General features: G+C 66.2%; 19 protein-coding genes. 3 read left to right on the top strand and 16 right to left on the bottom strand.

Translation table 11 applies throughout. From position 1 onward, the window contains the following. Nucleotides 1–187 precede the first annotated feature (187 nt). Together FB464_RS12180 and FB464_RS12175 are read right to left on the bottom strand one after the other, a co-directional pair. On the bottom strand, nucleotides 188–466 hold the full coding sequence (locus FB464_RS12180; protein WP_116413621.1) for a hypothetical protein: 279 nt from the start codon (nucleotides 464–466) through the stop codon (nucleotides 188–190). A 44-nt stretch (nucleotides 467–510) separates the two neighbouring features. Further along, nucleotides 511–1131 (bottom strand): TetR/AcrR family transcriptional regulator, encoded by a 621-nt coding sequence (locus tag FB464_RS12175; protein ID WP_116413622.1) that lies wholly within the window; start codon nucleotides 1129–1131, stop codon nucleotides 511–513. Between the two features lie 87 nt (nucleotides 1132–1218). Between FB464_RS12175 and FB464_RS12170 the strand changes: the two genes are divergently transcribed. Together FB464_RS12170 and FB464_RS12165 are read left to right on the top strand one after the other, a co-directional pair. Then, on the top strand, nucleotides 1219–1977 hold the full coding sequence (locus FB464_RS12170) for an SDR family NAD(P)-dependent oxidoreductase (protein ID WP_116413623.1): 759 nt from the start codon (nucleotides 1219–1221) through the stop codon (nucleotides 1975–1977). Between the two features lie 84 nt (nucleotides 1978–2061). Further along, complete coding sequence (locus FB464_RS12165; RefSeq protein ID WP_116413624.1) at nucleotides 2062–2442, top strand: DUF1622 domain-containing protein; 381 nt, start codon at nucleotides 2062–2064, stop codon at nucleotides 2440–2442. Between the two features lie 7 nt (nucleotides 2443–2449). Here FB464_RS12165 and FB464_RS12160 read toward each other — a convergent pair whose 3' ends face one another. The 10 genes from FB464_RS12160 to FB464_RS12115 all read right to left on the bottom strand — a co-directional run bounded on the left by FB464_RS12160 (nucleotide 2450) and on the right by FB464_RS12115 (nucleotide 14463). Beyond that, nucleotides 2450–3076 carry a DUF2461 domain-containing protein gene (locus FB464_RS12160; protein WP_170151842.1) on the bottom strand — a complete coding sequence of 209 codons (627 nt, stop codon included), beginning with the start codon at nucleotides 3074–3076 and terminating at the stop codon, nucleotides 2450–2452. A gap of 38 nt (nucleotides 3077–3114) precedes the next feature. Next, nucleotides 3115–3387, bottom strand: coding sequence for a family 1 glycosylhydrolase (locus tag FB464_RS12155; RefSeq protein WP_246093041.1), 273 nt, complete (start codon nucleotides 3385–3387; stop codon nucleotides 3115–3117). A 65-nt stretch (nucleotides 3388–3452) separates the two neighbouring features. Then, entirely contained in the window at nucleotides 3453–6119 is a 2667-nt protein-coding gene (locus FB464_RS12150) for a P-loop NTPase (protein ID WP_170207465.1), read from the bottom strand. A 434-nt stretch (nucleotides 6120–6553) separates the two neighbouring features. Beyond that, on the bottom strand, nucleotides 6554–7828 hold the full coding sequence (locus FB464_RS12145) for a glycoside hydrolase family 1 protein (protein ID WP_116413628.1): 1275 nt from the start codon (nucleotides 7826–7828) through the stop codon (nucleotides 6554–6556). Continuing rightward, entirely contained in the window at nucleotides 7821–8873 is a 1053-nt protein-coding gene (locus FB464_RS12140; RefSeq protein WP_116413629.1) for a quercetin 2,3-dioxygenase, read from the bottom strand. The genes FB464_RS12145 and FB464_RS12140 overlap by 8 nt, the downstream gene beginning before the upstream one ends. A gap of 57 nt (nucleotides 8874–8930) precedes the next feature. Further along, the gene (locus tag FB464_RS12135) at nucleotides 8931–9818 is read right to left on the bottom strand and encodes an alpha/beta hydrolase (RefSeq protein WP_170151844.1); all 888 of its coding nucleotides are present in this window, start codon (nucleotides 9816–9818) and stop codon (nucleotides 8931–8933) included. A 43-nt stretch (nucleotides 9819–9861) separates the two neighbouring features. Continuing rightward, nucleotides 9862–11100, bottom strand: coding sequence for a DUF3500 domain-containing protein (locus FB464_RS12130; protein WP_116413631.1), 1239 nt, complete (start codon nucleotides 11098–11100; stop codon nucleotides 9862–9864). Next, a complete protein-coding gene (locus tag FB464_RS12125) occupies nucleotides 11097–12794 on the bottom strand; it encodes an FAD-dependent monooxygenase (protein WP_116413632.1) in 1698 nt (565 codons plus the stop codon). Before FB464_RS12125 ends, FB464_RS12130 begins: the two co-directional genes overlap by 4 nt. Beyond that, on the bottom strand, nucleotides 12794–13633 hold the full coding sequence (locus tag FB464_RS12120; protein WP_116413633.1) for a fumarylacetoacetate hydrolase family protein: 840 nt from the start codon (nucleotides 13631–13633) through the stop codon (nucleotides 12794–12796). The genes FB464_RS12125 and FB464_RS12120 overlap by 1 nt, the downstream gene beginning before the upstream one ends. A gap of 146 nt (nucleotides 13634–13779) precedes the next feature. Then, nucleotides 13780–14463, bottom strand: coding sequence for a FadR/GntR family transcriptional regulator (locus FB464_RS12115; protein WP_116413634.1), 684 nt, complete (start codon nucleotides 14461–14463; stop codon nucleotides 13780–13782). Between the two features lie 124 nt (nucleotides 14464–14587). On the opposite strand from FB464_RS12115, the gene FB464_RS12110 reads away from it, so the two are divergent. Further along, nucleotides 14588–15895, top strand: coding sequence for an MFS transporter (locus tag FB464_RS12110; RefSeq protein WP_142206687.1), 1308 nt, complete (start codon nucleotides 14588–14590; stop codon nucleotides 15893–15895). Between the two features lie 53 nt (nucleotides 15896–15948). Here FB464_RS12110 and yicI read toward each other — a convergent pair whose 3' ends face one another. The 4 genes from yicI to FB464_RS12090 are packed head-to-tail and all read right to left on the bottom strand — an operon-like array spanning nucleotide 15949 to nucleotide 22190. Next, a complete protein-coding gene (gene yicI / locus FB464_RS12105) occupies nucleotides 15949–18255 on the bottom strand; it encodes an alpha-xylosidase (protein ID WP_116413636.1) in 2307 nt (768 codons plus the stop codon). Continuing rightward, nucleotides 18242–20305, bottom strand: coding sequence for a beta-galactosidase (locus FB464_RS12100; RefSeq protein WP_116413637.1), 2064 nt, complete (start codon nucleotides 20303–20305; stop codon nucleotides 18242–18244). Before FB464_RS12100 ends, yicI begins: the two co-directional genes overlap by 14 nt. Next, nucleotides 20302–21243, bottom strand: coding sequence for a carbohydrate ABC transporter permease (locus FB464_RS12095; RefSeq protein ID WP_116413638.1), 942 nt, complete (start codon nucleotides 21241–21243; stop codon nucleotides 20302–20304). Before FB464_RS12095 ends, FB464_RS12100 begins: the two co-directional genes overlap by 4 nt. Beyond that, nucleotides 21240–22190 carry a carbohydrate ABC transporter permease gene (locus tag FB464_RS12090; protein ID WP_116413639.1) on the bottom strand — a complete coding sequence of 317 codons (951 nt, stop codon included), beginning with the start codon at nucleotides 22188–22190 and terminating at the stop codon, nucleotides 21240–21242. The genes FB464_RS12095 and FB464_RS12090 overlap by 4 nt, the downstream gene beginning before the upstream one ends. Nucleotides 22191–22192: the final 2 nt, after the last annotated feature.

Genomic DNA, 22192 nt, shown 5'->3' with positions numbered 1-22192 from the left:
GTTTCCCGAGGGAGAACGGCTCGTTGCGCCACCCCGCACCCCCGACAACACGTGTCTTCTCGCCCCGCGGGCGGTGGTTCCGCCAGCCGCGCTACTCCCGGGGAGGATGCTTCGTCGGCTAAGTCCATTCGGGCAAGACGTCGCGAATCTGTTATCTCGCTTTGTGTCATGCCGTTCTGAGCGCGTGTCAGGCGAACGGTGCGGCCAGATCAATCACCGTCTCGGTGAAGTCAGGGTGGCTCTCGTTCTGGATGGTCACGAGGAGAAGTTTCGCCGTGGAAGGGGGCGCGCCGGCGAAGACGTCGCTTCGAACATCCGCCATCAAGCCTCCGCCGGAGATGGCTTGCATCCACTGGTAGGTGTCGCCGGTGTCGTCGCGAAGGCCTATCGCAATCGGCGACACGAGTGGGTCTCGGTAGGCGCTCGAGCGTGTTCTCACAATCGTGAACTCAGCAGTGATCTCCACGAGCGACAGGATGATCGGGGCGCCGTCGAGCGGCAGCGGCTCGGCTACGGAGACGTGCGGGCGGATTCGCTCGAGGAGGACGGCGATGCGATACGCCGTGCTGCCTCGACGACGAACCGGCGGCGGGCTGCCCGTTCCTGCTGGTCGTCCGGCTGTGCGCCCGTGATCATCTCTGCCAGCTGGGGCACGGTCTGCCACCAGGCGGCGAGGGCGATCAGGGTGAAGACGAGATGTGCGGGATCGATCTCCGGGTCGACGAAGCCGTCGCGCTGGGCGCTGGCGAAGCGCGCCACCTTCTCCCGGTAGTGCGTTGTTCGAACTTCGGCGTGAGCTGGTGGGCCGGACTGTAGGCCCTCCCACTGCAACAGGCGGCCGAGTTCAGGATGGGCCGCGTGGTAGTCGTAGGTCGCTCCGGCGAACTCGCCGATGTCGTTCAAGCCGGCCCCGGCGAGTTCGACCGCGGTGGCGAGGCGCTCGAGCTCGGTCGTCAGCACGAGATCCCAGAGAGACTTCTTGTCGCCGAAGTAGCTGTAGAGCCTCTCCTTGTTCACGCCCGACCGGGTTGCAATGGAGGAGACCGTCGTGCCTTCGAAACCGTGGGCAGCGAACTCCACGAGTGCGGCGTCACGAAGTCGACGCTGCGTTCCGTCGGTGTCCCAGGCCATCGCCCCAGAATACCAACACCTGAGTTGGAGATCAGCTCAGCCCGGAGTAGCATTCCAACCACATCGTTGGAGTTGGAGAGGAACACCATGACAGACATCGACCGGCTTCCCGCCGAAATCCGTTCACCCGAGCCGGGCTCGGTCGCGCTGGTGACGGGGGCGAACAGCGGCATCGGTCTGGAGACAGCGCGACAGCTGCTGGGGCATGGCCTGACCGTGTGGATCGGAGCTCGCGACCTCGAGAAGGGAGAGCAGGTCGCCGCGGATCTCGGTCCTGCTGCACACGCGGTGCAGCTCGACGTCATGGATACGGCCTCGATCGCCGCAGCGGCGAACCGTGTCGGCGAACTGGACATCCTTGTCAACAACGCAGGAGTGAACCCCGGCGGCGAAGACATCGACGGCACCACCCTGCAGCAGTTGCGCACCGCCTACGAGACCAACGTGTTCGGCGTCGTCTCCGTCACGCAGGCGTTCCTCCCGGCACTGCGGAGGTCGCTTCATCCGCGCATCGTCACTGTGTCGAGCGGCACCGGATCGCTCACGTGGAGCAGCAGCCCGAATCCGCAGTTCGACTGGGAACGCGCGAAGGGCGGCGGCCTGGCCTACCGAAGCTCGAAGACGGCCGTGAACGCCGTCACGATGCTCACGGCCCAGGCCCTCGGCGACAGGTTCAAGGTGAATGCGATTGCACCGGGGCTCCGCCGCACCAACCTCATCGCCGGCATGTCGGTCGGCGGCGACCCGACCGAGGCCGCCACGGGAGTCGTACGTCTGGCGCTCCTGCCCGACGACGGCCCGACGGGAGCCCTCTGGTCGTGGGACGGCAACCGCGCGCCCTGGTAGGTCACGATCCACGGTTGTCCGAACTGATGCCGTCGGGTTCGAACAGGCCTTGCGGCAGCGTCACCCTTCTGGCTGTCTTAGCTCATGGACTTTCAGAACATCGTCGAATTCGCCGGAACGCTCATCGACGGCGCCGGGGTGCTCATCATCCTCGGCGGCGCGGTCATCTCCACGGCGCTCGTTCTGCTCAGGATGATCAGGGGGCTGCGCCCGGTGTATCGCGCCTACCGGCAGTACCTCGGGCGGTCGATCCTGCTCGGCCTCGAGTTCCTGGTCGCGGCCGACATCATCCGCACGGTCGCCGTGACACCCACTCTCGACAGCGTCGCGGTGCTTGCCGCGATCATCCTGATCCGCACCTTCCTGAGTTTCTCGCTCGAGCTCGAGATCACGGGTCGTTGGCCCTGGCAGACCAAGAAGGCACCCTCCGCCGAAACCGACCCCGCCCTCGGCACGGACGGGTAGTCGGCCCTCACGGCCAGGACTGGGCCGCGCCCACGTGGGTGTCTCCCCATTCGATGAGCGCTTCAACGGCCTCCCAGGCGCCCAGGATCCTCTTCGGTAGAGCGCTGACCGGGAGCGTTGTGAGTGCCGCGTAGTGCTTCAAGCGGAGGAGTTCGATGTTGGGATGGTCGCGGTCGTAGCCTCGGGGTGCGGTCTTCAGAGACGGGCCGGCCATCTCGAAGCCTGAGGAGACGAGGGCGTCGATGATCTCCGTCAGCCGCGATGCAGCTGTGGGAACAGAGTCGATGGCAGTCCGAGCGCGCGCCAACTGATCCCGGCTCGGCTCGTAGATACCCCCGCCAACTTCGAGGTGCCGGGCGTTCAGGCTGAGATAGACGCCCCCGACCGAGCCGGCCCACATGCTGGCGTTGGTCTTGTAGGGCGATTTGTCCCTACTGAACCGGACATCCCGGTTGGGTCGCATCACGCGACCGGGTCCGTAGATCTTCTCCGCTTCACCGAGCAGATCTTCGAGAGGCTGCCGAACGGCATCGTCGTACTGCTGCCGGTGCGCTTGGAAGAACTCTCGTGAATTGTCCTTCGCGAGAGCCTGAAAGAAGTTACTCGCATCTGAGCCGAATCCGGTGAACGTCATGACACCACTCTGCCCGCTATCCTGCCGGCCGGGCATTCTCAGATGCGGGCGGCGACGGCCGCCGCGTAGGCGGCGGCGCTCGGCTTGGGGGTGCGCTCGAAGGTGGTGAAGTCGACGGAGTGCAGGCCGAGGTGGCGGGAGTAGCCGAAGATCCACTCGAAGTTGTCCATCAGTGACCAGTGGCAGTAGCCGAGCACCGGGATGCCCGCGGCCATGGCCTGGCCGAGGCCAGCGAGCGACGGCTCGATGAAGCCGGCGCGCAGGGTGTCGTCTGCGGCACTGATGCCGTGCTCGGTGACGAAGACCGGCACGCCGCTTTGCCTCAGGTTGGTCGCGCATGCCTCACAAAGCGCACCAAGCTAAACGTCAGGTTAAATTAGTACCACTGTCTGGGATTTGCGAGAAGCCTTTGCAATGATAAGAATTGGAAGTCGGTTCGTGGAAATGCAGTCGGGAATGGCCTCTCAAGTCGGGCCCGGCATGCATTTAGCCCGATTCTGAGCGCCTTGGTCGCAGAGTCACTGCCATCGAGCTTCGGATAACTCGCTCCATTTTTGTCGACCATTCGCTCCGCCACTCGAAGCCATTCCCGCCCAGTTGCCGACTTCTGCCCACAAGCTCTAGCAAGGACAGTGGCAGCAGCAAGCGCCTGCAGGATCTCGGGTTGTGGATTGTTTTCCTGCAGCCGGCGGAGGGCTAATACGAGGCAAGATAGTCCTCTTTCGGATTGTTCCGTGTCTAGCCCGCCGAGGGATACTCCATCTTGAAGCGCTACTCCCGCCAACATCGCATTGCGTGCGAAGTTCTCAAGCAACCCCTCAACTACCCCCCATTCCACAAAGTAACCTCGAGCCTGATTCACATTGTCAGGGTGAAGGATTAACGGTAACGAAGATTCGTTTTCGGTTGCTGCGTCAATCGCTCTTCTCGCGGTGCGGAGCACTTTACTCCTCGAAGTCCGGTAGGAGAGTCTGTCCGGTGCAGCCTCAACCGCGGCATCGGCAGCAACTAAAGCGAGCTTTGGCATGTCCGTAATGCGGGACGCAAGGTATGTAATCTGCGCCATCCCAGGGCTGTAGCCGCCATGAAGTATGTGGCGGGCCGCTGCAGCGACAATGCGTTTGGTTGCCGACTCAAGGTCGTAGCCTGTTTCCAGGCAGAGGTCGATGATTGCCGAAGCGATCAGCTCATGACGCACAACTATGTGGCCAGACGCAAAAGTGATTGCCGCTTCTTCGCCAAGCGGAATCAGGATGTAGGCGTTGAGTTCGACAGGACTCATGTCGAACGCGTCAGCCAGGACAGAGGAGTTTAGCGCGAAAACACCGTAGGCGTGCGGGACCGAGATAGCTACCAACGCGTCCAGCAACGACGAATTGTTAGCTGGGGGAATGAGTCGGGTGCGCAAACGCTCCAAAAGTTGTTTGATGTGTTCTCGCAGTCCTTTGCGGTCGTACCGCGTGGTGAGCAGCGCACCCAAGAGTGTTCCCGGTCCGGCAATCGCCTCGCCAAATGAGAAATCCAAGAGCGCATCTACACGTTGTTCCTGTGAGTCGTACCACTGAAGTTCACCCAGCGCCTTGGCGCCAATCGCTTCCCACGCACCGACCATCGCCGTAGCGTCGATATGAGTCAAGCCGTTTAGTTGGTGGACGTTCGTTGAGACGAATCGGTTCCACGCAAAATTCGAGCCTCCAACCGAAGCCCAATCAGTATCGCCGCTAACAACAAGAAGGTGGATTCCGTAGCGGCCAGAGGCTTGAAGATCCTTTACCAAATCTTGGATTCGATTTACAAACCTATGGGCCTCATCTATCAGCAGAAGGTAAGAGGCATCCGTCGGTAACCGAAGAATGGAAGCAAGCGTTCCAAAGTGATCACCCTCCAGAACGAAGACGCGAAAGTTTTGAGATTCATCGCTTGCTAGCATCGCAGCCACCTGACGCGAAACCGTAGACTTTCCTTCGCCACTAGGCCCCGTTAGCACGGTCAAAGTAGACAATTTCGCGGCATCTGAAGCTGAAATTTCGTTGAAGATCTGTATCGTCGAGTCACGTCTTGGTATATGAGAACTCACGGCGTCGTGCCAAGACGGAATTCGGCCGTCAAAAAAGGTCAAAGCCGCAGCGACGGTAGCGTTTGGCTTCACCTCATCGAGCTCCGAGCGGGTGATGGTCGTCCAGCCGAGGAGACTGGCACCGCTTAGGCGGCGCCCGTCGTCGTAACTGAGGACGCTAGCAATTCTTTTTTCGAGCATTGGCAGCACCACGTTCGCGTCGATTCCCGCGTAGAACTGCACATTTCCCGGGGCACTTGAGAAACCGCTCAGGGTTTCTTCGCTTGATGATCCCGTCGTGAGTTCACGTTCACTTTCATGCAAGCACCACAAAACGTCAAGCTCGCCGCTCTGCTGCTGCCTTATCGCGCTAAGGAGCGATCGAGAAATCACGTCGGACCATCCGCCATAACCGATCACCAAGAGAGTATGTCTCTCCAAAGTCACTCGAAGGGAAGCCGCTAGGTTGGGCCGATCTTGTTCTAACTGATCTGAGGTGTTGCGCACCTGCGAGTCTCGCCAATAGCCGTGCAGATGGATGACGCTCGCGCCCGTCTGTACTCGTAAATTAGCAATAAATGAACTGTCGTCTGCATGTATGTAGGGTGTTGCAACCCCGCCCGCTCGTCGTACCGCAATCTCGGTTAAGGGATCGAAGTTGGTCGTGAAGACAGGGCCACGCAAACGAGGTGGAAGACCCGAGAGAATTCGGCCGAGTGCGGCCTGTCCCGGCGGAAGCTTCCATCCGCTCTGGTTCGCTTCCAGTTCCGGAGCCATGGACAATAGGTCATTCTCATCGATCCCGGTTCGGTCGTATGCCCTAAGTGTGGCAATTTTTAGGACGCGCTCGGACAATGCCGGAGGGCGACGAATACCGAGAAACTGGAAAGCTTGTCGATACTTTTCTCCCGCCTCTCTATGTTTCGCCAGCAGTGCATCCAGTTCAACCTGCTCCTCGACCGGGAACGCTTTCCGGAGTATCTGCAATGTCGCAGTGACTCCCGGAACTGACGGCACACTTAGACCCGACCCCGTAAGGAAGGCAATCGGTCGCGGATTATTGTCGCTTATCGCATAAGAAAGTCTTGCGACTAGATCGCTTTCTGACCCAAAATTCACCATTACTAAATCCCCCGACCCACCCGGACTGACAATGTGCTCTGGTAGCAGGCTATTCCAATGGCAGCATGACGTCGTTTCAAAACGGTCTACTCAGATCGGACAGCCTTTGGGGGTAATAGCCGGGTCCTAGCCAACAGTCCCACCAAGCACCCAATGTGTGTTCGGGCACAGCATCCTTGAATACATGCGTCGCACTCAACGGGTCTTCTGCATTGATAGAAGAATCTCGGTTAGGGCAGGTTGATCGAGAGTGGAGTTTTGAGGGCATTGTTCAACTTCGGCCTTCAGTTCGACCGAATCTAGCTGCTGGCGATCAAACCTTCTCGGAACTTGGCGGTCGGTGTGCGGCGGGCGGCGACGGCCGCCGCGTAGGCGGCGGCGCTCGGCTTGGGGGTGCGCTCGAAGGTGGTGAAGTCGACGGAGTGCAGGCCGAGGTGGCGGGAGTAGCCGAAGATCCACTCGAAGTTGTCCATCAGCGACCAGTGGCAGTAGCCGAGCACCGGGATGCCCGCAGCCATGGCCTGGCCGAGGCCAGCGAGCGACGGCTCGATGAAGCCGGCGCGCAGGGTGTCGTCTGCGGCACTGATGCCGTGCTCGGTGACGAAGACCGGCACGCCGCTTCGTGCGAAGGCGTAGGCGACGGCGCCCCGCAGGGAGTCGGGTTCGACGGCGGTGCCCTGTTCGTTGACGGGGGTGCCGGTCGGCAGCGAGACCTCGCCCGAGGCGTCGTAGGTCAGGCGTTCGTAGTTCTGCACGCCGATGAAGTCATCGGCCCGGGCGAGGTCGAGCCAGTGGTCGTAGACCTCGGCGCGCTTGCGGTCGCGCAACTCCTCGCCGCCGGGGAGGGCGACGTCGTCGACGATGGCAATCGAGAGACCCACGGGGAGTGAGGGGCGCCGGGCCTTGATGGCGGCCTTCGCTGCGAGGTGCGCTCGGGTCATGCCCTCGGTCATGGCGGCGAAGTCCTCGGGGAGCATGACGTTGCCGACGCGGTAGCACGAGACGCCGGCTGCGCGAGCGGCGGCTTCGAGGGTGGCTCGTTCGAGGTCGGCGATGAACGGGGGCAGGTTCGCCCAGCTCAGCATCTGGCAGAGATTGGGCTCGTTGAAGGTCACGGCCAGGGCGATGCGGTCACCGAACCGGTCCATGACGATGCCGCAGTAGCGGGCGAAGAGATCGGCCGATTCCGGGTCGAGGAAGCCGCCACGCGCGGCGAACCAGTGGGGCGAGGTGAAGTGGCTGAAGGTGACAACGGGCGCGAGGCCTCGGGCGAGACATCCATCGATCAACGCCTCGTAGTGCGCGAGGGCCTCCTCCGAGAACTCGCCGGGGGAGGGCTCGATGCGCGCCCACTCGACAGAGAAGCGGAAGGCGTTCAGGCCCATGCCGGCGGCGAGGTCGAGGTCGGTCTGCCAGAGCTCCCAGCTGTTGCAGGCGCGGCCCGACGGGTCGCGGAAGATGGTGGGCGTGACGTGCTCGAGGAACCAGGTGTCGCTGGTGTTGTTGTCACCCTCGACCTGGTGGCCGGCGGTGGCGACGCCCCAGAGGAAGTCGGGCGCGAAGGTTTCAGACATCGAGCGCCACCGTCCGGGCGGGGGGAGCGCCGACGACGACGAGGTCGAGTTCGGCCTGGGCCCGGGCGAAACCCTCGCCCGGGAAGAAGAACTCGCCGCCTTCGGGGTAGACCGCATCCGTCGTCGGTTCGTTCATGTAGTCGAAGAACTTCTCGAAGATGGAGGGTGCGAGGAATCCGATCATCTGGGTGTGGTTCGAGTCGAGTGAGAAGGAATGGATGGTGCCCGCTGGCGCGTGCACGAAATCGCCCTTGGTGAGCAGCACCTCGCGTCCGTTGACGTGCAGCCAGATGCGCCCCTCCAGGCAGAGGAAGTTCTCGGTGTGCCGCTGGTGGAAGTGCAGGGGAATGTATCCCGCCTTCGCCCCCGTGGTGTGCATCGCGAAGTAGTCGGAGCCGGTGTTCTCGCCGCGCGAGAGGAAGGTGTTGAGCTGGTTGAAGGTGCGCGTGCGCTCGCCTTCGCCCGAGCTCAGGAAGTAGGGCACCGTGCCGGCCGGCCGGGTCTCGTCGTGCTGCAGGGCGGCATCCGTCTTCTGCAGGTCGGGGTAGCCGATACCGAATTCGGCGCCGACGTCGCGCAGTTCGTCGACGGTCACCGGATGCTCGGGGCGGGCCGGATGCACGTGGGCATCGACCGGCAGGCCGACGCGGGGCACGAGCCCGAGGGAGGCGCCGCCCGCGGAGTAGAGGAGGATGCGCGTGTAGTTGCTGGCGAAGCGGTAGGCGAACGGCGTGCCGGCCGGGATCGAGACGGTGTCGCCGGGGGCGAGGATGCGGGCCCGGTCGCCGAGCCAGAAGTGCACGAGTCCGTCGAAGACGACGACGGTCTGGTGCTCGGTGGCGTGCACGGCGAACGGGGCTTCGGCGCCGCGCCCGCCGGAGACGTAGTGGGCGCCGAACAGGGATCCGGTGTCTTCGGGGCGGGCGATGAGAGTGAACAGGCGTCCGTCGATCTCGTAGCGGGCACCTTCGCCGGCACTCATGACGTAGGGGAGGGTCTCACCGGGCAGCTGGTTGACCACGGGGGTGGGTGGGGTGTCGGGCATCGTCGTCGCTTTCAGGTGGGGCGGTCGTCGGGTGGGATCGCCTGGTGGGGATGGGCGTCAGGGGCGGGTGAGGTGGGTGCGGAAGAAGGATTCGATGAGGTCGAAGGATGCCGCGGGCGGGCTGATGGCGTCGCCGGGAGCCGCGGGGTGCACGCGCACAGTCGCGTTCGCGTGCGGGTCGGCTTCGAGGTGCCCCGCGTCGATCGGCGGGCCGGCCAGTTCCTCGCCCCCGACCGGGTTGAAGAAGCCGTGGCCGAAGCCGTCGATCACGTAGAGGGTGGCAGGCACGTCGGCGGCCGCCAGCGCCTCGAAGAGGGTGACGCTCTGGCTGGCGGGCACGAGCGGGTCGGCGCCGCCGTGCAGGATGAGGAACGGCGGTGCTGAGGATGTCACGTGGCGGGCCGGGCTTGCCGCGATGGCGAGGTCGCGGCGCTCCTGCACGGGGCCGCCGAGGAGGCCCACGGTCGGCGGAACGTCCTGGTCGGGGGCGAGCAGGTCTGCCGCGCCGTAACCGTCGACGACCGCGTGCACGGCGGTGGCGATATCCGCCGCATCGGCGGTCACCGCTGCGAGGGCCGCGAGGTGCCCGCCCGCCGACGAGCCCCAGAGGCCGATCGCGTCGGGGTCGAAGCTGTAGTCGGCGGCGTGCTCCTTCACCCAGCGGATCGCCGTGCGCACGTCATCGAGCTGCGCGGGGAACACGGCGTCGCCGCTGAGCCGGTAGTCGATACTCACCATCGCGAATCCGCGGTCGGCGAAGTAGCGCTGCAGGTCGGGGGCGAGGGTGCGGTCGCCGACCCGCCAGGCTCCGCCGTGCAGCCAGAGGATGACCGGCAGGGCTTCGCGCGCGACGCCGGCGTCGCCAGCCTCGCCGGCACCCCGGGCATCACTGGCAGGCACGTAGATGTCGGCCTTCAGGCCGGCCGCGAATTCCACCGTTCTCATTGCCATCCCCTCGTTCGGTTGTGATCCTGCACACCCACGGCGCTCACGCGATGAGCTTCCGGCCGGTCGCGAGTTCGACGAGCACGCGGCCGTAGTCGTTCGCGTTCGGGGTGCGGATGACCGTGTGGATGTGGAAGTCGCCCGGCTCGTCGTTCGAGAGGAACACACCCGTGTGGTGGTCGAGCTCGAGCATGGTCACCGGACTCTGGATGCGGAAGTAGAAGGGAGCAGCACCCTCGAAGCCGCCGATCCAGGAGAACCACGTCTCGTCGAGGTGCGCTTCGACGTCGGCGAGTTTCGCCGCGGCTGGTCCCGCCGGGAGGATGGCGAAGAACTGCCGCGCCAGCTCCAGCACGAGCTGCTGCCCGCGCGCGTCGAACTCGGTGACCCGCACGCCCTCATAGGGCACGACCGCGTTGTCGCGGAAGCATCCGCCGAGATGACGTTCGTCGCCGGGGTGGATGCGTCCGGGCGGCATGGCGGGATCCACCAGCTGTGCGTAGCTGACGACCCGATGCCGCACCGACGGTTCGAGGGCGGCCATGAGGGCGCGGGCGGTCGCGATGCGGTCGTCGAAGACCCGCAGCCCGGCGCGCGGGCCGCTGTCGACCGAGCTCGGTTCTGCGCCGAGGAAGACGGGTGACACCACCTGCTGGCCGCCGACCACCAGGCAGTTCAGCGCGACGTGGTGACCGAACAGCTGCCAGCCCCAGGGTGCATCGGGCGAGGGGTCGCCGTAGAGGGCGAAGTTGTAGCTCCGCTCGTTCATCAGCGCGGGCAGTTCGACGACCGCGCCGAGGTAGCCGTTGATGTACATCAGGTCGCGCACGAGCCGGAATCCTTCCGGACTGAGGCTCGCTTCGACGACGGCGAGGATGGCGGCGACGGTCTCGTCGGAGAGCTCGTCGAGCCGCAGACCGGTGTCGTGCTGCATGAATTCGGGGTTCGCCCAGCTGCGCCACTCGTGCGCGTCGAGCGGGTAGCGGAGCCGTGCGGCCTCCGCGGTCTCGAGGGAGTCGAGCAGAGTGGATGCCGCGGCCGTCATCTCCCGCACGGGTGCGTTCTCGTCGCGGAGGTCGAAGAGACCAGGCTGCACGTGCCCGTCGGTGGTGAGCCCGACATAGGCCACGGGGTAGAGCTTCGCCCAGCCCTCGATCATCGGGCCGGCGAAGCTGTCGGTCGTGGCGGTCTCGGCGTAGGCGCGTGCGTCGAGGCCGCGGAGCGAGGCTACTCTCGGATGCTCGGGCGGATAGACGTAGTCGCGAAAGTTCGAGCTGGTCACGGGGCTGCCTCCTGGAGGGTGCGCGCCCAGCCTGCGGCGCGGTCGAGTGCGGCCGCGGCATGCGAAGCGGTCGACCCGCGCCAGGCGACGTGCTGGTCGGGTCGCACCAGAACGGCCGGCGCACCCCAGCGGGCGAAGAGGGCGGTGTCGGCGAGCACGACGGTGTGAACGGGGATGCCGTGCCTGCTGTCGAGGTCGAAGTCCGCGCCGGCGGCGACGAACAGGGTGAAACCCCGGTCGTCGAGCAGGTCGTAGACCGAAGTGCCGTCGGCGAGCCAGACGTGGGGCAGCAGCATCCCGGGCCGAGCCGAGGCCACATAGTCGATGGGACTCTCGGCGGGTGCCGGTTCGGGGTCGGGGGCGACGAGCGGGGAGTCGGCGTAGGAGTACCCGAGCACCAGGCCGAGAGAGCTGAACTCACTCCTTTTAACGTCGAGGGCGTCGGATGCCCAGGCACGCAGTGCTTCGCCCTCGGGGCTGTCGCTGCCGAGCAGGGCGTCGGCGAAGTCGTTCGCGAGGGCGTGGCCGTTCGCGGCCGCCTCGCGGATCGTGCGGGCCGCGACCGGCCGGCGTTCGGGCTCGTAGCTTGCCAGCAGCGCGTCACCGCCCCACCCGTCGAGGGTGGCGGCGATCTTCCAGCCGAGGTTCGCGGCGTCGCCGATGCAGGTGTTGAAGCCGTGGCCGCCCCACGGAGGGTTGAGGTGGGCAGCGTCGCCGATGAGGTACACGCCGTCGCGGCCGTAACTGTCGGCGAGCAGCATGCGGGCGGTCCAGGGGTCGGTGGCGATGACATCGACGTCGATGTCTGAACCGGCCATGGCGCGGATGAGTGCCGCGGGGTCGAGGTCACTCCGCTCGATGTCCACGCCCTGCACGATCGCCCACCACGTGTCGGTGAGGTCTGCGCGGCCGATGATGCCCGAGGCCTCCGGAGCCATCACCCAGTACTGCACCGCGGGGTCGAGGGTCACGACGTCGGCGAGGCGGGTCGACCGGAACAGCACGTTCAGGTTCGACCGGTTCGCCGAGCCGCCCTGCATCGCGATGCCGAGGCTCTTGCGAACGACGGAGGTTCCGCCATCCGCTCCCACGAGGAAATCGGCGTGCACCTGTCGGCTGCCGGCGTCTGTGACGGCGGGAGTCGTTGCGGTGGAGGAGGCCGCTGCGGTGGTGGAGATCGGTGTGGCAGTGGAGACGGTCACGGTGTGGCCATCGACGCCCGTCACGCGGAGCCCTGTGCAGAGCGTCACGAGGTCGGAGCGGCGGGCCGCCTCCCGCAGCACCGTCTCGACGACCGGCTGCGCGATCTGCTGGCCGGCCTCCGGCTGCAGTTCGAACCTCTCGCGGTGCAGCTGGAAGGCGTGCCGGAACCGCTTCACCTCGAAACCGGTCAGGCTCGAGCAGAAGATCACATCTTCGGAGTAGTCGGCGTCGAGCGCGGCCGCGGCGCGGAGGGCCTGTGCGAGCCCGAGTCGGCGCAGATGGGTCATGGTGCGGGAGTTCGTGGTCTTGGCGCGTGGGCGGTGGGGGTCGACATCCACTCGCGGTTCGACGACGAGCGAACGGATGCCGCGGTGCGCGAGTTCGAGCGCCAGGAACAGCCCGCTCGGCCCGCCGCCGGCGATGAGCACGGGCACGTGGTCGGGGAGCGCGGCGAGCGGCGTCGGCTGCGGCGTGGCGGGTGGCGTGGTCATCACGCGCCCTCCCGGGCACTCGGCCCGCCGATCGGGGTGACCAGAGTGCCGAGGCGTTCGATCTCGACCTCCACGACGTCTCCGTCGCCGAGGTACCACGGCGGGGTGCGCACGTAACCGACGCCCTCGGGTGTGCCGCTCACGATGACATCCCCCGGGTGCAGGGTGAGGGTTCTGCTGATCAACGAGATGATGCTCGGGATCGAGAAGATCAGGTCACGCGTGTTGCCGTTCTGCACCTCGGTGCCATTGACCCGGGTGCGCACCTGAAGGCCGTCTTCGAGGCTGCCCACTTCGTCGGCCGTCACCAGGGGGCCCGCGGGGCCGCTCTTGTCGGCGTTCTTGCCGAGGGTCCACTGGGCGGTGAGCTTCTGGGCGCGACGGGCGGTGAGGTCGTTGAAGGTCGAATAGCCGAAGACGGATGCCGCACTCTCGGTCTCGTCGGCGTTCCACACCGGGGTGCCGATGTAGGCGGCGACCTCGGCCTCCCAGTCGAGGCCCTGTTCGCCGAGCGGCAGGGGAACGGCGACGCCGCTCACCGACAGCGAGGCGGTCCAGCGACCGAAGATGGTGGGGTATTCCGGCGGGGTGAATCCACCCTCTGCGGCATGGGCCCGGTAGTTGAGCCCGATGCAGAAGACCCGCGCTGCCGGCGGCACGAACGGGATCTCCCGGCGCTCGCCGCGCGGGAGCAGGTCGCCGGTCGCGGCCTCGGCCCGCTTCATCCAGCCTGCGGCGTCGGCCCAGAACTCGTCGACGGTCGTGATCGGCAGCACGCCGTCGTCACCGAGTCGGGCCACCCACGGGGAGCCGTCGATGTCGAGGCCGATGAATCTCATGGGGATCCGATCTCCGGCTGCTCTGCCGGGTTGTGCGCTGCGCGGTGTGGGCGTCGTGCTGAGGGTGTGTGCCAATTAGGTATAACCATTTGGAACGATAGGCCGACTCGCGACGGATGTCAACCGAGGGCACCCCGAGCCGTGCGTCAGCCGCGGTGCGAGTGCCGCGCGGCCGCCTCGCGCGCGGTGGCCTCGTCGCCCGAGGCGACTGCGTCGATGAGGTCGAGGTGCAGCCGGATGCGGTGGGCGAAGTACGACGCATCGTCGTGGGTGTCTTCGCGGCTGGCCGCGACCGACCGGGAGTCGACGTACTCGAGCAAGCCGAGGTAGGTGCTTCTCAGCACCTGGTTCTGGCCGATGGCAGCGATGCGGCGGTGCAGGGCCCAGTTGCGATGGATGAACAGCTCGGCGTCTCCCGTCGCGTCGACGATCGACCGGCCGTGCTCCCGCAGATCGTCGATGTCGGTCTCGGTTCGGTTCGCAGCCGCCTGCGCCATCACCAGGCCCTCCAGCTCTTCGCGCATCTCGATGGCGTCTGCGATCGATGAGGGTGAATCCTCGACCCTGAGGAGGGTGCGGCCGAGGCGCACGATCGGATGCTGGGAGGCGACGAACAGGCCGCCGCCGGGGCCCGGCTTCGGTACGACCATCCCTCTGTCCTGCAACAATCGCACAGCCTCGTTGACTGTGGCCCGGGCCATTCCCGACCCGATCCGCAGCTCTTCCTTGTTGGTGATCCAATCGTCGGGCTTCAGTCCGCGCTGTCGGATGTCGGCCTCGACCTGCTCGACGAGAACCTCGGCACGGGTGAGCGATGTTCGGGTGGTCATGGCTTCATTCTCCCCGTCGAGTCGAAAACTTTTCTACCGAAAGACTAAACAGTTATAACTAATTGTGCTAGAACTTGTGCCAGAACCGATCACCGAGATCGGTCGCGATGCAAAGGTGCCCGCCATGACCAACCCCGTGTCCCGTGACACAGCCGCGGCCTCGCCCGGCCTGTACACCCAGAGCGTCCCCGTCGGGGGCTGGGCCAACCCTCGCGGAGGGTTTCTGTTCTTCCTCGGTTTCGCCGCCATCGGAACGGCGATGGCCCTGCTCGTGCCCGCGGTGCTGACGATCTCACTGAAAGCGACCATCATCGATCCCGCCAACGCCGGAACGATCGTCTCCATCGCCGTCGCGGTCGGAGCGCTCTTCTCGCTCGTGGCCCTGCCGCTGTTCGGCCGCATCAGCGACCGCATCACGTCGCGTTCGGGCCGCCGCCGGCCCCTCCTGGTGCTCGGTGCCGTACTCATCGCGATCGGCGCTGTCATCACCTTCGCCTCGAGCACCACTGCCGTACTGACGGTGGGCAGTGTCTTCACGCAGGTCGGTTTCGCTGCGGCGACCGTGGCGGTCACCTCGGTCATCCCCGACCAGTTCGAGCCGGCGAAGCGCGGCCCGGCCTCGTCGATCGTCGGCGTCTCGCTACCGGTCGGAGCGGTCATCGGACTGTTCATCGCGCAGCTGTTCTCACCCACGCTCTCGCTGATGATCCTCGTTCCCGCGGCGGTCGGTGTGGTGGGCATCCTGTTGTTCGCGGTCGTTCTGCACGACCAGCCGTTCCCGCGCGACCGCCGCCCCGCCTTCACCGCGGTGTCGTTCTTCAGCACGTTCTGGGTCAATCCCGCGAAGAGCCCAGCCTTCGCCTGGGCGTGGTGGAGCCGGTGCCTGCTGTTCTTCGGGGTCGCCGCCGTGCAGGCGTACCAGGCCCTCTACCTGATCTTCGTGCTGCACTTCAGCCCGCAGGATGTGGCGGGTGCGGTGTTCCTGTCGACCCTCGTGCTCACGATCGCCGCGCTCATCTTCGCCGCCATCGCCGGAAAGGTCTCCGACCGGATCGGCCGGCGGAAGCCCTTCGTGATGGCTTCGTCCATCCTCTTCGCGATCGGGCTGCTGATCGCCGCGAACGCGAACTCATTCCCGGGCTTCCTGCTCGCGATCGGGATCGTGGGCGTCGGCCAGGGCATCTACTTCGCTGTCGACCTCGCCCTCGTCACCCAGGTGCTGCCCGACCCCGACAACCCTGCGAAGGACATGGGTGTGATCGCGCTCGCGAACACGCTGCCCTCGTCGATCGTGCCGGCGATCGCCCCGGCCATCCTCGCCATCGGAGCCACGGCGGCGCTCACCGAGAACTACGCCGCCCTCTTCATCGCCGGTGCGATCGCCGCCGTGATCGGTGCGGTGCTCGTGCTGCCGATCCGGGGCGTGAAGTAGGCGCGGGAGCCTGCCAGACGGTTTGGACCGGCTGCCCGGCCCCCCGGCGCGCGTCAGCGCACGGGTGGCTCGGTGGCCGCGCTGACCTGGCGCACCTCGAAGCCGGCCGGTGACGTCGACGTGACGTGGATGTCACTACCGGCGTCGTGGCTGACCGTGAACTCGGCGCTCCTGCCCGACGGCTCGGTCACCGTGATGGTGCGGTCGCCGGCTCCGGGATACACCTCGAGTGTGAGCCCGTCGAGGTAGTCGTAGTCGGGCCGGTCGTCGCGCGCGCCGCGCGGCAGCACGGCCCCGGGCCGCACATAGAGCGGCAGACTGAGGAAGCCGTGCTGCTCCCGGAGCCACCGGCCCCCGGTCACCGGGTGACCCGTGAGGAGGTTCGTCCAGACCCCCTCGGGCAGGTAGAACTCGACCGTTCCGTCGGCCGTGAAGACGGGCGCCACGAGGACGTCTGCACCCAGCATGTACTGCCGGTCGAGGTGAGCGGTGGCGGGGTCGTCGGGGAACTCGAGTTGAAGGGGCCGCAGCACCGGGGTGCCCGAGGCGCTTGCCTCGAGGCCGGCCGCGTAGAGGTAGGGCATCAGCGAGAGCTTCAGTTTCGTGAAGAACCGGGTCACCTCGACCGCTTCCTCATCGAAGGCCCACGGCACACGATAGGAGTCGGAGCCGTGGAAGCGGCTGTGCGACGAAAGCAGCCCGAACGCTGTCCAGCGTTTGAACACACCGGCGTCGGGTGTGCCCTCGAACCCACCGATGTCGTGGCTCCAGAAGCCGAAACCGCTGAGCGCCAGCGAGAGGCCGCCGCGGAGGGTCTCCGCCATCGACTCGTAGGTGCTGGTGGAGTCCCCACCCCAGTGCACGGGCAGCTGCTGCCCGCCGGCGGTGGCGGAGCGGGCGAACAGCACCGCGTCACCCTCGCCCCGGGCATCCCGCAGCACCTCGAACACGGCCGCGTTGTAGAGCTGGGTGTAGAGGTTGTGCATACGGTCTGGGCTGGAGCCGTCGAAGTAGTCGACCTCGAGGGGGATGCGCTCGCCGAAGTCGGTCTTGAAGCAGTCGACCCCCTGGTCGAGCAGGGCGCGGAGCTTCGACTGGTACCAGGCGGTTGCCGCGGGGTTGGTGAAGTCGACGAGCGCCATGCCGGCCTGCCAGAGGTCCCACTGCCAGACGCTGCCGTCGGGCCGTTTCACGAAGTAGCCGAGATCCCTGCCCTCGGCGAAGAGCTTGGAGCGTTGGCCGATGTAGGGGTTGATCCAGACGCAGACCCGCAGGTCGCGGTCGTGCAGGCGGGAGAGCATCCCTTCGGGGTCGGGGAAGACCCGGGCATCCCATTCGAAGTCGCACCAGGCGAACTCGCGCATCCAGAAGCAGTCGAAGTGGAAGACACTGAGCGGCAGGTCGCGCTCGGCCATCGCGTCGATGAAGCCGGTGACGGTCTGTTCGTCGTAGTCGGTCGTGAACGAGGTCGACAGCCAGAGGCCGCACGACCAGGCCGGCACGTGGGCGGGTCGACCGGTGAGTGCCGTGTACCGCTCCAGGATCTGCTTCGGGGTCGGGCCGTGGATGACGAAGTACTCGAGGCTCTCGCCGGGCACGCTGAACTGCACGCGCTCGACCGTCTCGGAACCGACCTCGTACGAGACGTGCCCGGTGTCGTTGACGAAGACGCCGTAGCCGCGGTTGGTGAGGTAGAACGGGATGTTCTTGTAGGCCTGTTCGCTCGACGTTCCGCCGTCGGCGTTCCAGATGTCGACGACCTGGCCGTTCTTCACCAGCGGACCGAAGCGCTCGCCGAGGCCGTAGACGAGTTCGCCCACGCCAAGCGAGAGCTGCTCGTGGGTGAAGACGGTGGCGCTCGGGCCGGGGGTGCCGGCGCGGGCGTTCCCGGCAGGGCCGCGATCCACCGACGCCGTGTCGCTGAGAGAGATGTAGCCGACGGACTTGTCGCCGCTCCGGGTCAGAACCCTGCCGTCTGCCTCGAAGGTGAGGTTCCAGGGCGAGCCCCCGGTGACTCTGGCCGTCAGGCTGCCGCTGGTGAGTTCGGCGGAGAGGCCGCCGTCAGCCGCGGTGGTGACCCGCGGGATTCCGTGGCCCGCCTCGGCTCCCGGCAGCTCGAATCCGGGGTGCCGGTGGGCGCCCGCGTGATGGGTCACCCGAACCCCGATCACCCCGTCGAGCGGTGAACTCAGCTCGACCGTCAGCACGGCTCGGTTGAGGGTGTCTCCCCGCGACCGGATGACCGCGGTCGGCGCCGTGACGACGAGACCGTTCGGCGTGCTCTCGATGTCGTATGCCTCGCGAGCGTAGAGGGCGGTGACGCCGGGTCGGAGCTGCCAGAAGCCGTCAGTGAACTTCACTCTCAGCCTTTCGTGTCTCGAAGTGGGAAGGTTTGCCGACGCCCGGGGCGTGGGGTTCCGGATGCTCGTGCGAGGGCGTCTCTCGAAGAGCGACGACACCGTACTGCGGCAGGGTGAAGCCCTCCGACCTTTCGCCCGTCAGCAGGTCGAGGCCGGACCGGTCGAGCAGCGCGGCCTCGGGCCCGTGATTGATGACGAAGAGGATCCCGCCGCGTCGCACCGCCTCGATGCCGGCGCCCGCATCGGGGAAGGGCAGGGCAACGCCTGCGTCGCCGAGGATCGTGCCGACGATCCGTGCCACGGCGGCCCGGTCGGGCTGGGTGCCGACATACCAGGCGGTTCCCCGCCCGTGATGGTTCGTCGTCACCGCCGGCAGCCGGTCGAGGTCGCCGCCCGCGAACCGTGCCACGACCTCTGCGGTGTCGGCCGTCACCAGCTCCGACCAGAGGGTGCCGCTGAAGTCGCCGAGCCGCTCGCTGGTGACCGCGACGACCGAGCCGAGTGAGGACGGGTCGAGCGCGAGCGGTGCGAACTCCTCGATCCGGAGCCCGAGGGCCGTGCGGAGACCGCCGAGATAGCCGCCCAGGTGAGCATGGTCGTTCTCGTCGGCGATCGCCGAGAAGTAGGTCAGCACGAGGGCACCGCCCTGCCGCACGAAGGAGTCGAGCGACTGGGCTGCGGTGTCGGGCAGGAGGTAGAGCTGGGGCGCGAACACGACGCTGTAGCCGGTGAGGTCGGCTGCAGCATGCACGAAGTCGACAGGCACGTTCGCGTCGTACAGCGCCTCGTACCAGCTCTCGACGGCATCGATGTAGGAGAGGGTCTGCGGCAGGGCACCGGCCTCGCTCGCCCACCAGCTCGGCCAGTCGAGCACGATCGCCACCTGGGCCTTTTCGCCGCTGCCCTCGACCGGGGCGAGAGCAGCGAGCTGCCTGCCCAGTTCGACGACACTCCGCCAGATCCGGCTGTCAGTTCCGGCGTGGGGAAGCATCGCGGTGTGGAACTTCTCGGCGCCGGCCGCGGACTGCCGCCACTGGAAGAAGTTGATGCCGTCGGCGCCCCGCGCCACAGCCTGCAGCGACAGGGCCTGCATCTGCCCGGTGGGTTTGCGGGCGTTCGTGGTTCTCCACTGCACGTGGCTGGTCGCCTGCTCCATGAGCAGCCACGGCCGGCCACCCCCGAGGGAGCGCATGAGGTCGCGGGTCAGGGCGGCCTTCATGGGCGAGCGCGGGTCGAGCGGGTCGTAGTAGTTGTCGTCGGAGATGACGTCGATGTGCGGCGCCCAGCTCCAGTAGTCGACGGGCTTGAAGGCCCCGATGAAGTTCGTCGTGATCGGGATGTCGGGGGTGAACTCCCGCAGGATGGCCTTCTCCATCAGGAAGCACTCGAGCAGGGCATCCGAGCTGAAGCGCTGGAAATCGAGCAACTGCGAGGGGTTCCGGAAGTTCGGCGCGATGCGCGGTGGCAGGATCTCGTCGAACGAGCTGTAGCGCTGCGACCAGAAGGTCGTGCCCCAGGCCCGGTTGAGGGTCTCGACGTCGCCGTAGCGGTCGCGCAGCCAGCCGCGGAACGCGATGGCGGCGTCGTCGGAGTAGTCGAGGTTGGTGTGGCAGCCGTACTCGTTGTTGATGTGCCACATCGAGAGGGCGGGGTGGGAACCGTAGCGCTCCGCCATGCGGCGCACCAGCCGCGCGGCGTACCTGCGGTAGGCGGGTGAGGTGGGGGAGTACTGCTGGCGGGAGCCCGGCCAGTGAACGATTCCGCGTTCATCCTGCGGCAGCATCTCCGGATGGGCGGTGGTCAGCCAGGGGGGAGGCGAGGCCGTGGCGGTCGCGAGGTCGACGCGGATGCCCGCGGAGTGCAGCAGGTCGAGCACCCGGTCGAGCCAGCCGAACTCGAACACCCCGTCGGAGGGTTCGAGCAGCGACCAGGAGAACACTCCGACCGTGACGAAGTTGACGCCGGCCTCCTGCATGAGTCGTACGTCTTCGGCCCAGATCTCCTCGGGCCACTGTTCCGGGTTGTAGTCGCCGCCGTATCGCAGGGTCATCCCTTGACCCCTCCGGCGGTCAGGCCCGACTGCCAGTACTTCTGCAGGAAGAGGAACGCGATGACAAGCGGGATCGTCGAGACGAGCGAACCCGAGATGACCGCCGAGAACAGGGCCTCGCCGCCGTTGCCCCGCGAGGCCGCCGACTGCCATTGGGCGAGGCCGACCGTGAGCGGCAGCAGGTCGGAGGTGTTCAGCATGATGAGCGGCAGGAAGTAGTTGTTCCAGGTCGCCACCAGCGAGAAGAGCAGAACGGTCACCATGCCGGGAGCGAGAACCCGCAGGCACAGCTGCCAGAAGATGCGGAACTCTCCCGCGCCGTCGATGCGGCCGGCCTCCAGCAGACTGGTGTCGATGGCGCCCTGGGCGTAGACCATCATGAGGTAGAGGCCGAAGGGGTTCACGATGCTCGGCAGGATGACCGCCAGCGGGGTGTCGGTGAGCCCGGCGCCGCTGAACAGCAGGTAGGTCGGGATGGCGAGTGCCGTCGAGGGGATCATGATCGCACCGAGGATGACGCTGAACAGCAGCCGACCACCCGGGAACTGGTACTTGGCGAAGGCGTAGCCGGCGAGGGTCGCGAGCAGGGTCGCTCCGACGGCGCTCACCGACGCGTAGACGACGGTGTTCAGCAGCCAGCGCACGAAGATCCCGTTGTCGCGGGTGAAGACATCGGCGATGTTCGAGAAGAGCGCGAAGTCGCGGTCGAAGGCGAACCCGAACGAGCGGAACAGTCCGCTGTTGGTCTTCGTGGAGGCGATCACCAGCCACGCGATGGGCAGCAGGAAGTACGCGGCTGCTGCAAGCATCACGACGGTGATGAAGGTGCTCTTCCGCGGTGCGGCTCCGGTCTTCGAACGCTTTCGCGGCGGAACCGGCGGGCGACCCGGCACAGGAGCCGTCGCGGAGGGTTGGACGGGGGACAGGGCGACGGTCATCGAGTGCGCTCCTTGCGCTGGGTGCTGAGTTGGACGACGTACGAGACGACCATGATGATGAAGCCGAGCAGGAACGAGACGGCGGCGGCGTAGTTCAGCTCGTTGCGGCTGAAGGCCAGCGTGTAGGCGTAGAGGTTCGGCGTGTAGGCGCCGTCGATCACGGTGGGAGCGATCGACTTGAGCAGCTGGGGCTCGGTGAACAGCTGGAACGATCCGATGACCGAGAAGATCACGGTGAGGATGAGGGCGGGCCGGACGGCGGGGATCTTGATGCTCCAGGCGATACGGATCGGACCCGCGCCATCCATCGTCGCCGCCTCGTACTGCTCTTCGGGTACCGAGCGGAGGGCGGCGAAGATGATGATCATGTTGTAGCCGACGAAAGACCAGGTCGTGATGTTGCCGATGGAGGCGAGCATCCACTGGCCCGACAGGAACTGCGGGGCGGGCAGGCCGAAGAACTGCGCCACCTGGGCGAAGGGTCCGAAGTCCTGGCCGTAGAGGTAACCCCACATCAGTGCTGCGATCACACCGGGGATCGCATAGGGCAGAAAGATGCCGAGCCGGATGAACCGGGCGAACCGCAGTCGCCCGCTGTCGAGCACCAGCGCGAACAGCAGCGCGAGCGCGAGCATGATCGGCACCTGCACCACGAGGAAGAGCACGACACGGCCGAGCCCTGCGAGGAATTCTGGATCCTGCAGGGCCCGGGCGTAGTTGTCGAGCCCGATGAACGACAGCCCACCGATCAGCTGCTCGCGGAACACGCTGAGGTAACCGGAGTAGACCAGCGGAATGACCAGCATGAGCACGAAGAACAGCAGGAACGGTGCCACGAAGAAGTAGGCGGCGCGGTTCTGTTGACGGCGGGCAGGGCTGGTTCGACTCCTGGTCTTCGACCGGGCCGCGGGGGGCCGGGCGGTGACCACAGGCGTGTTCGTTGTCATGT

Origin of the sequence: Subtercola boreus, assembly GCF_006716115.1 — a bacterium.
GTDB lineage: Bacteria > Actinomycetota > Actinomycetes > Actinomycetales > Microbacteriaceae > Subtercola > Subtercola boreus.
This window is presented reverse-complemented; position numbering and strand designations above follow the sequence as displayed.

Coding starts and splice junctions, on each gene's coding strand:
- FB464_RS12110 (WP_142206687.1), top strand. CDS start 14,588: ATGACCAACCCCGTGTCCCGTGACACAGCCGCGGCCTCGCCCGGCCTG.
- FB464_RS12100 (WP_116413637.1), bottom strand. CDS start 20,305: ATGACCCTGCGATACGGCGGCGACTACAACCCGGAACAGTGGCCCGAG.
- FB464_RS12175 (WP_116413622.1), bottom strand. CDS start 1,131: ATGGCCTGGGACACCGACGGAACGCAGCGTCGACTTCGTGACGCCGCA.
- FB464_RS12125 (WP_116413632.1), bottom strand. CDS start 12,794: ATGACCACGCCACCCGCCACGCCGCAGCCGACGCCGCTCGCCGCGCTC.
- FB464_RS12135 (WP_170151844.1), bottom strand. CDS start 9,818: ATGAGAACGGTGGAATTCGCGGCCGGCCTGAAGGCCGACATCTACGTG.
- FB464_RS12145 (WP_116413628.1), bottom strand. CDS start 7,828: ATGTCTGAAACCTTCGCGCCCGACTTCCTCTGGGGCGTCGCCACCGCC.
- FB464_RS12160 (WP_170151842.1), bottom strand. CDS start 3,076: ATGACGTTCACCGGATTCGGCTCAGATGCGAGTAACTTCTTTCAGGCT.
- FB464_RS12140 (WP_116413629.1), bottom strand. CDS start 8,873: ATGCCCGACACCCCACCCACCCCCGTGGTCAACCAGCTGCCCGGTGAG.
- FB464_RS12090 (WP_116413639.1), bottom strand. CDS start 22,190: ATGACAACGAACACGCCTGTGGTCACCGCCCGGCCCCCCGCGGCCCGG.
- FB464_RS12165 (WP_116413624.1), top strand. CDS start 2,062: ATGGACTTTCAGAACATCGTCGAATTCGCCGGAACGCTCATCGACGGC.
- FB464_RS12120 (WP_116413633.1), bottom strand. CDS start 13,633: ATGAGATTCATCGGCCTCGACATCGACGGCTCCCCGTGGGTGGCCCGA.
- FB464_RS12095 (WP_116413638.1), bottom strand. CDS start 21,243: ATGACCGTCGCCCTGTCCCCCGTCCAACCCTCCGCGACGGCTCCTGTG.
- FB464_RS12115 (WP_116413634.1), bottom strand. CDS start 14,463: ATGACCACCCGAACATCGCTCACCCGTGCCGAGGTTCTCGTCGAGCAG.
- FB464_RS12170 (WP_116413623.1), top strand. CDS start 1,219: ATGACAGACATCGACCGGCTTCCCGCCGAAATCCGTTCACCCGAGCCG.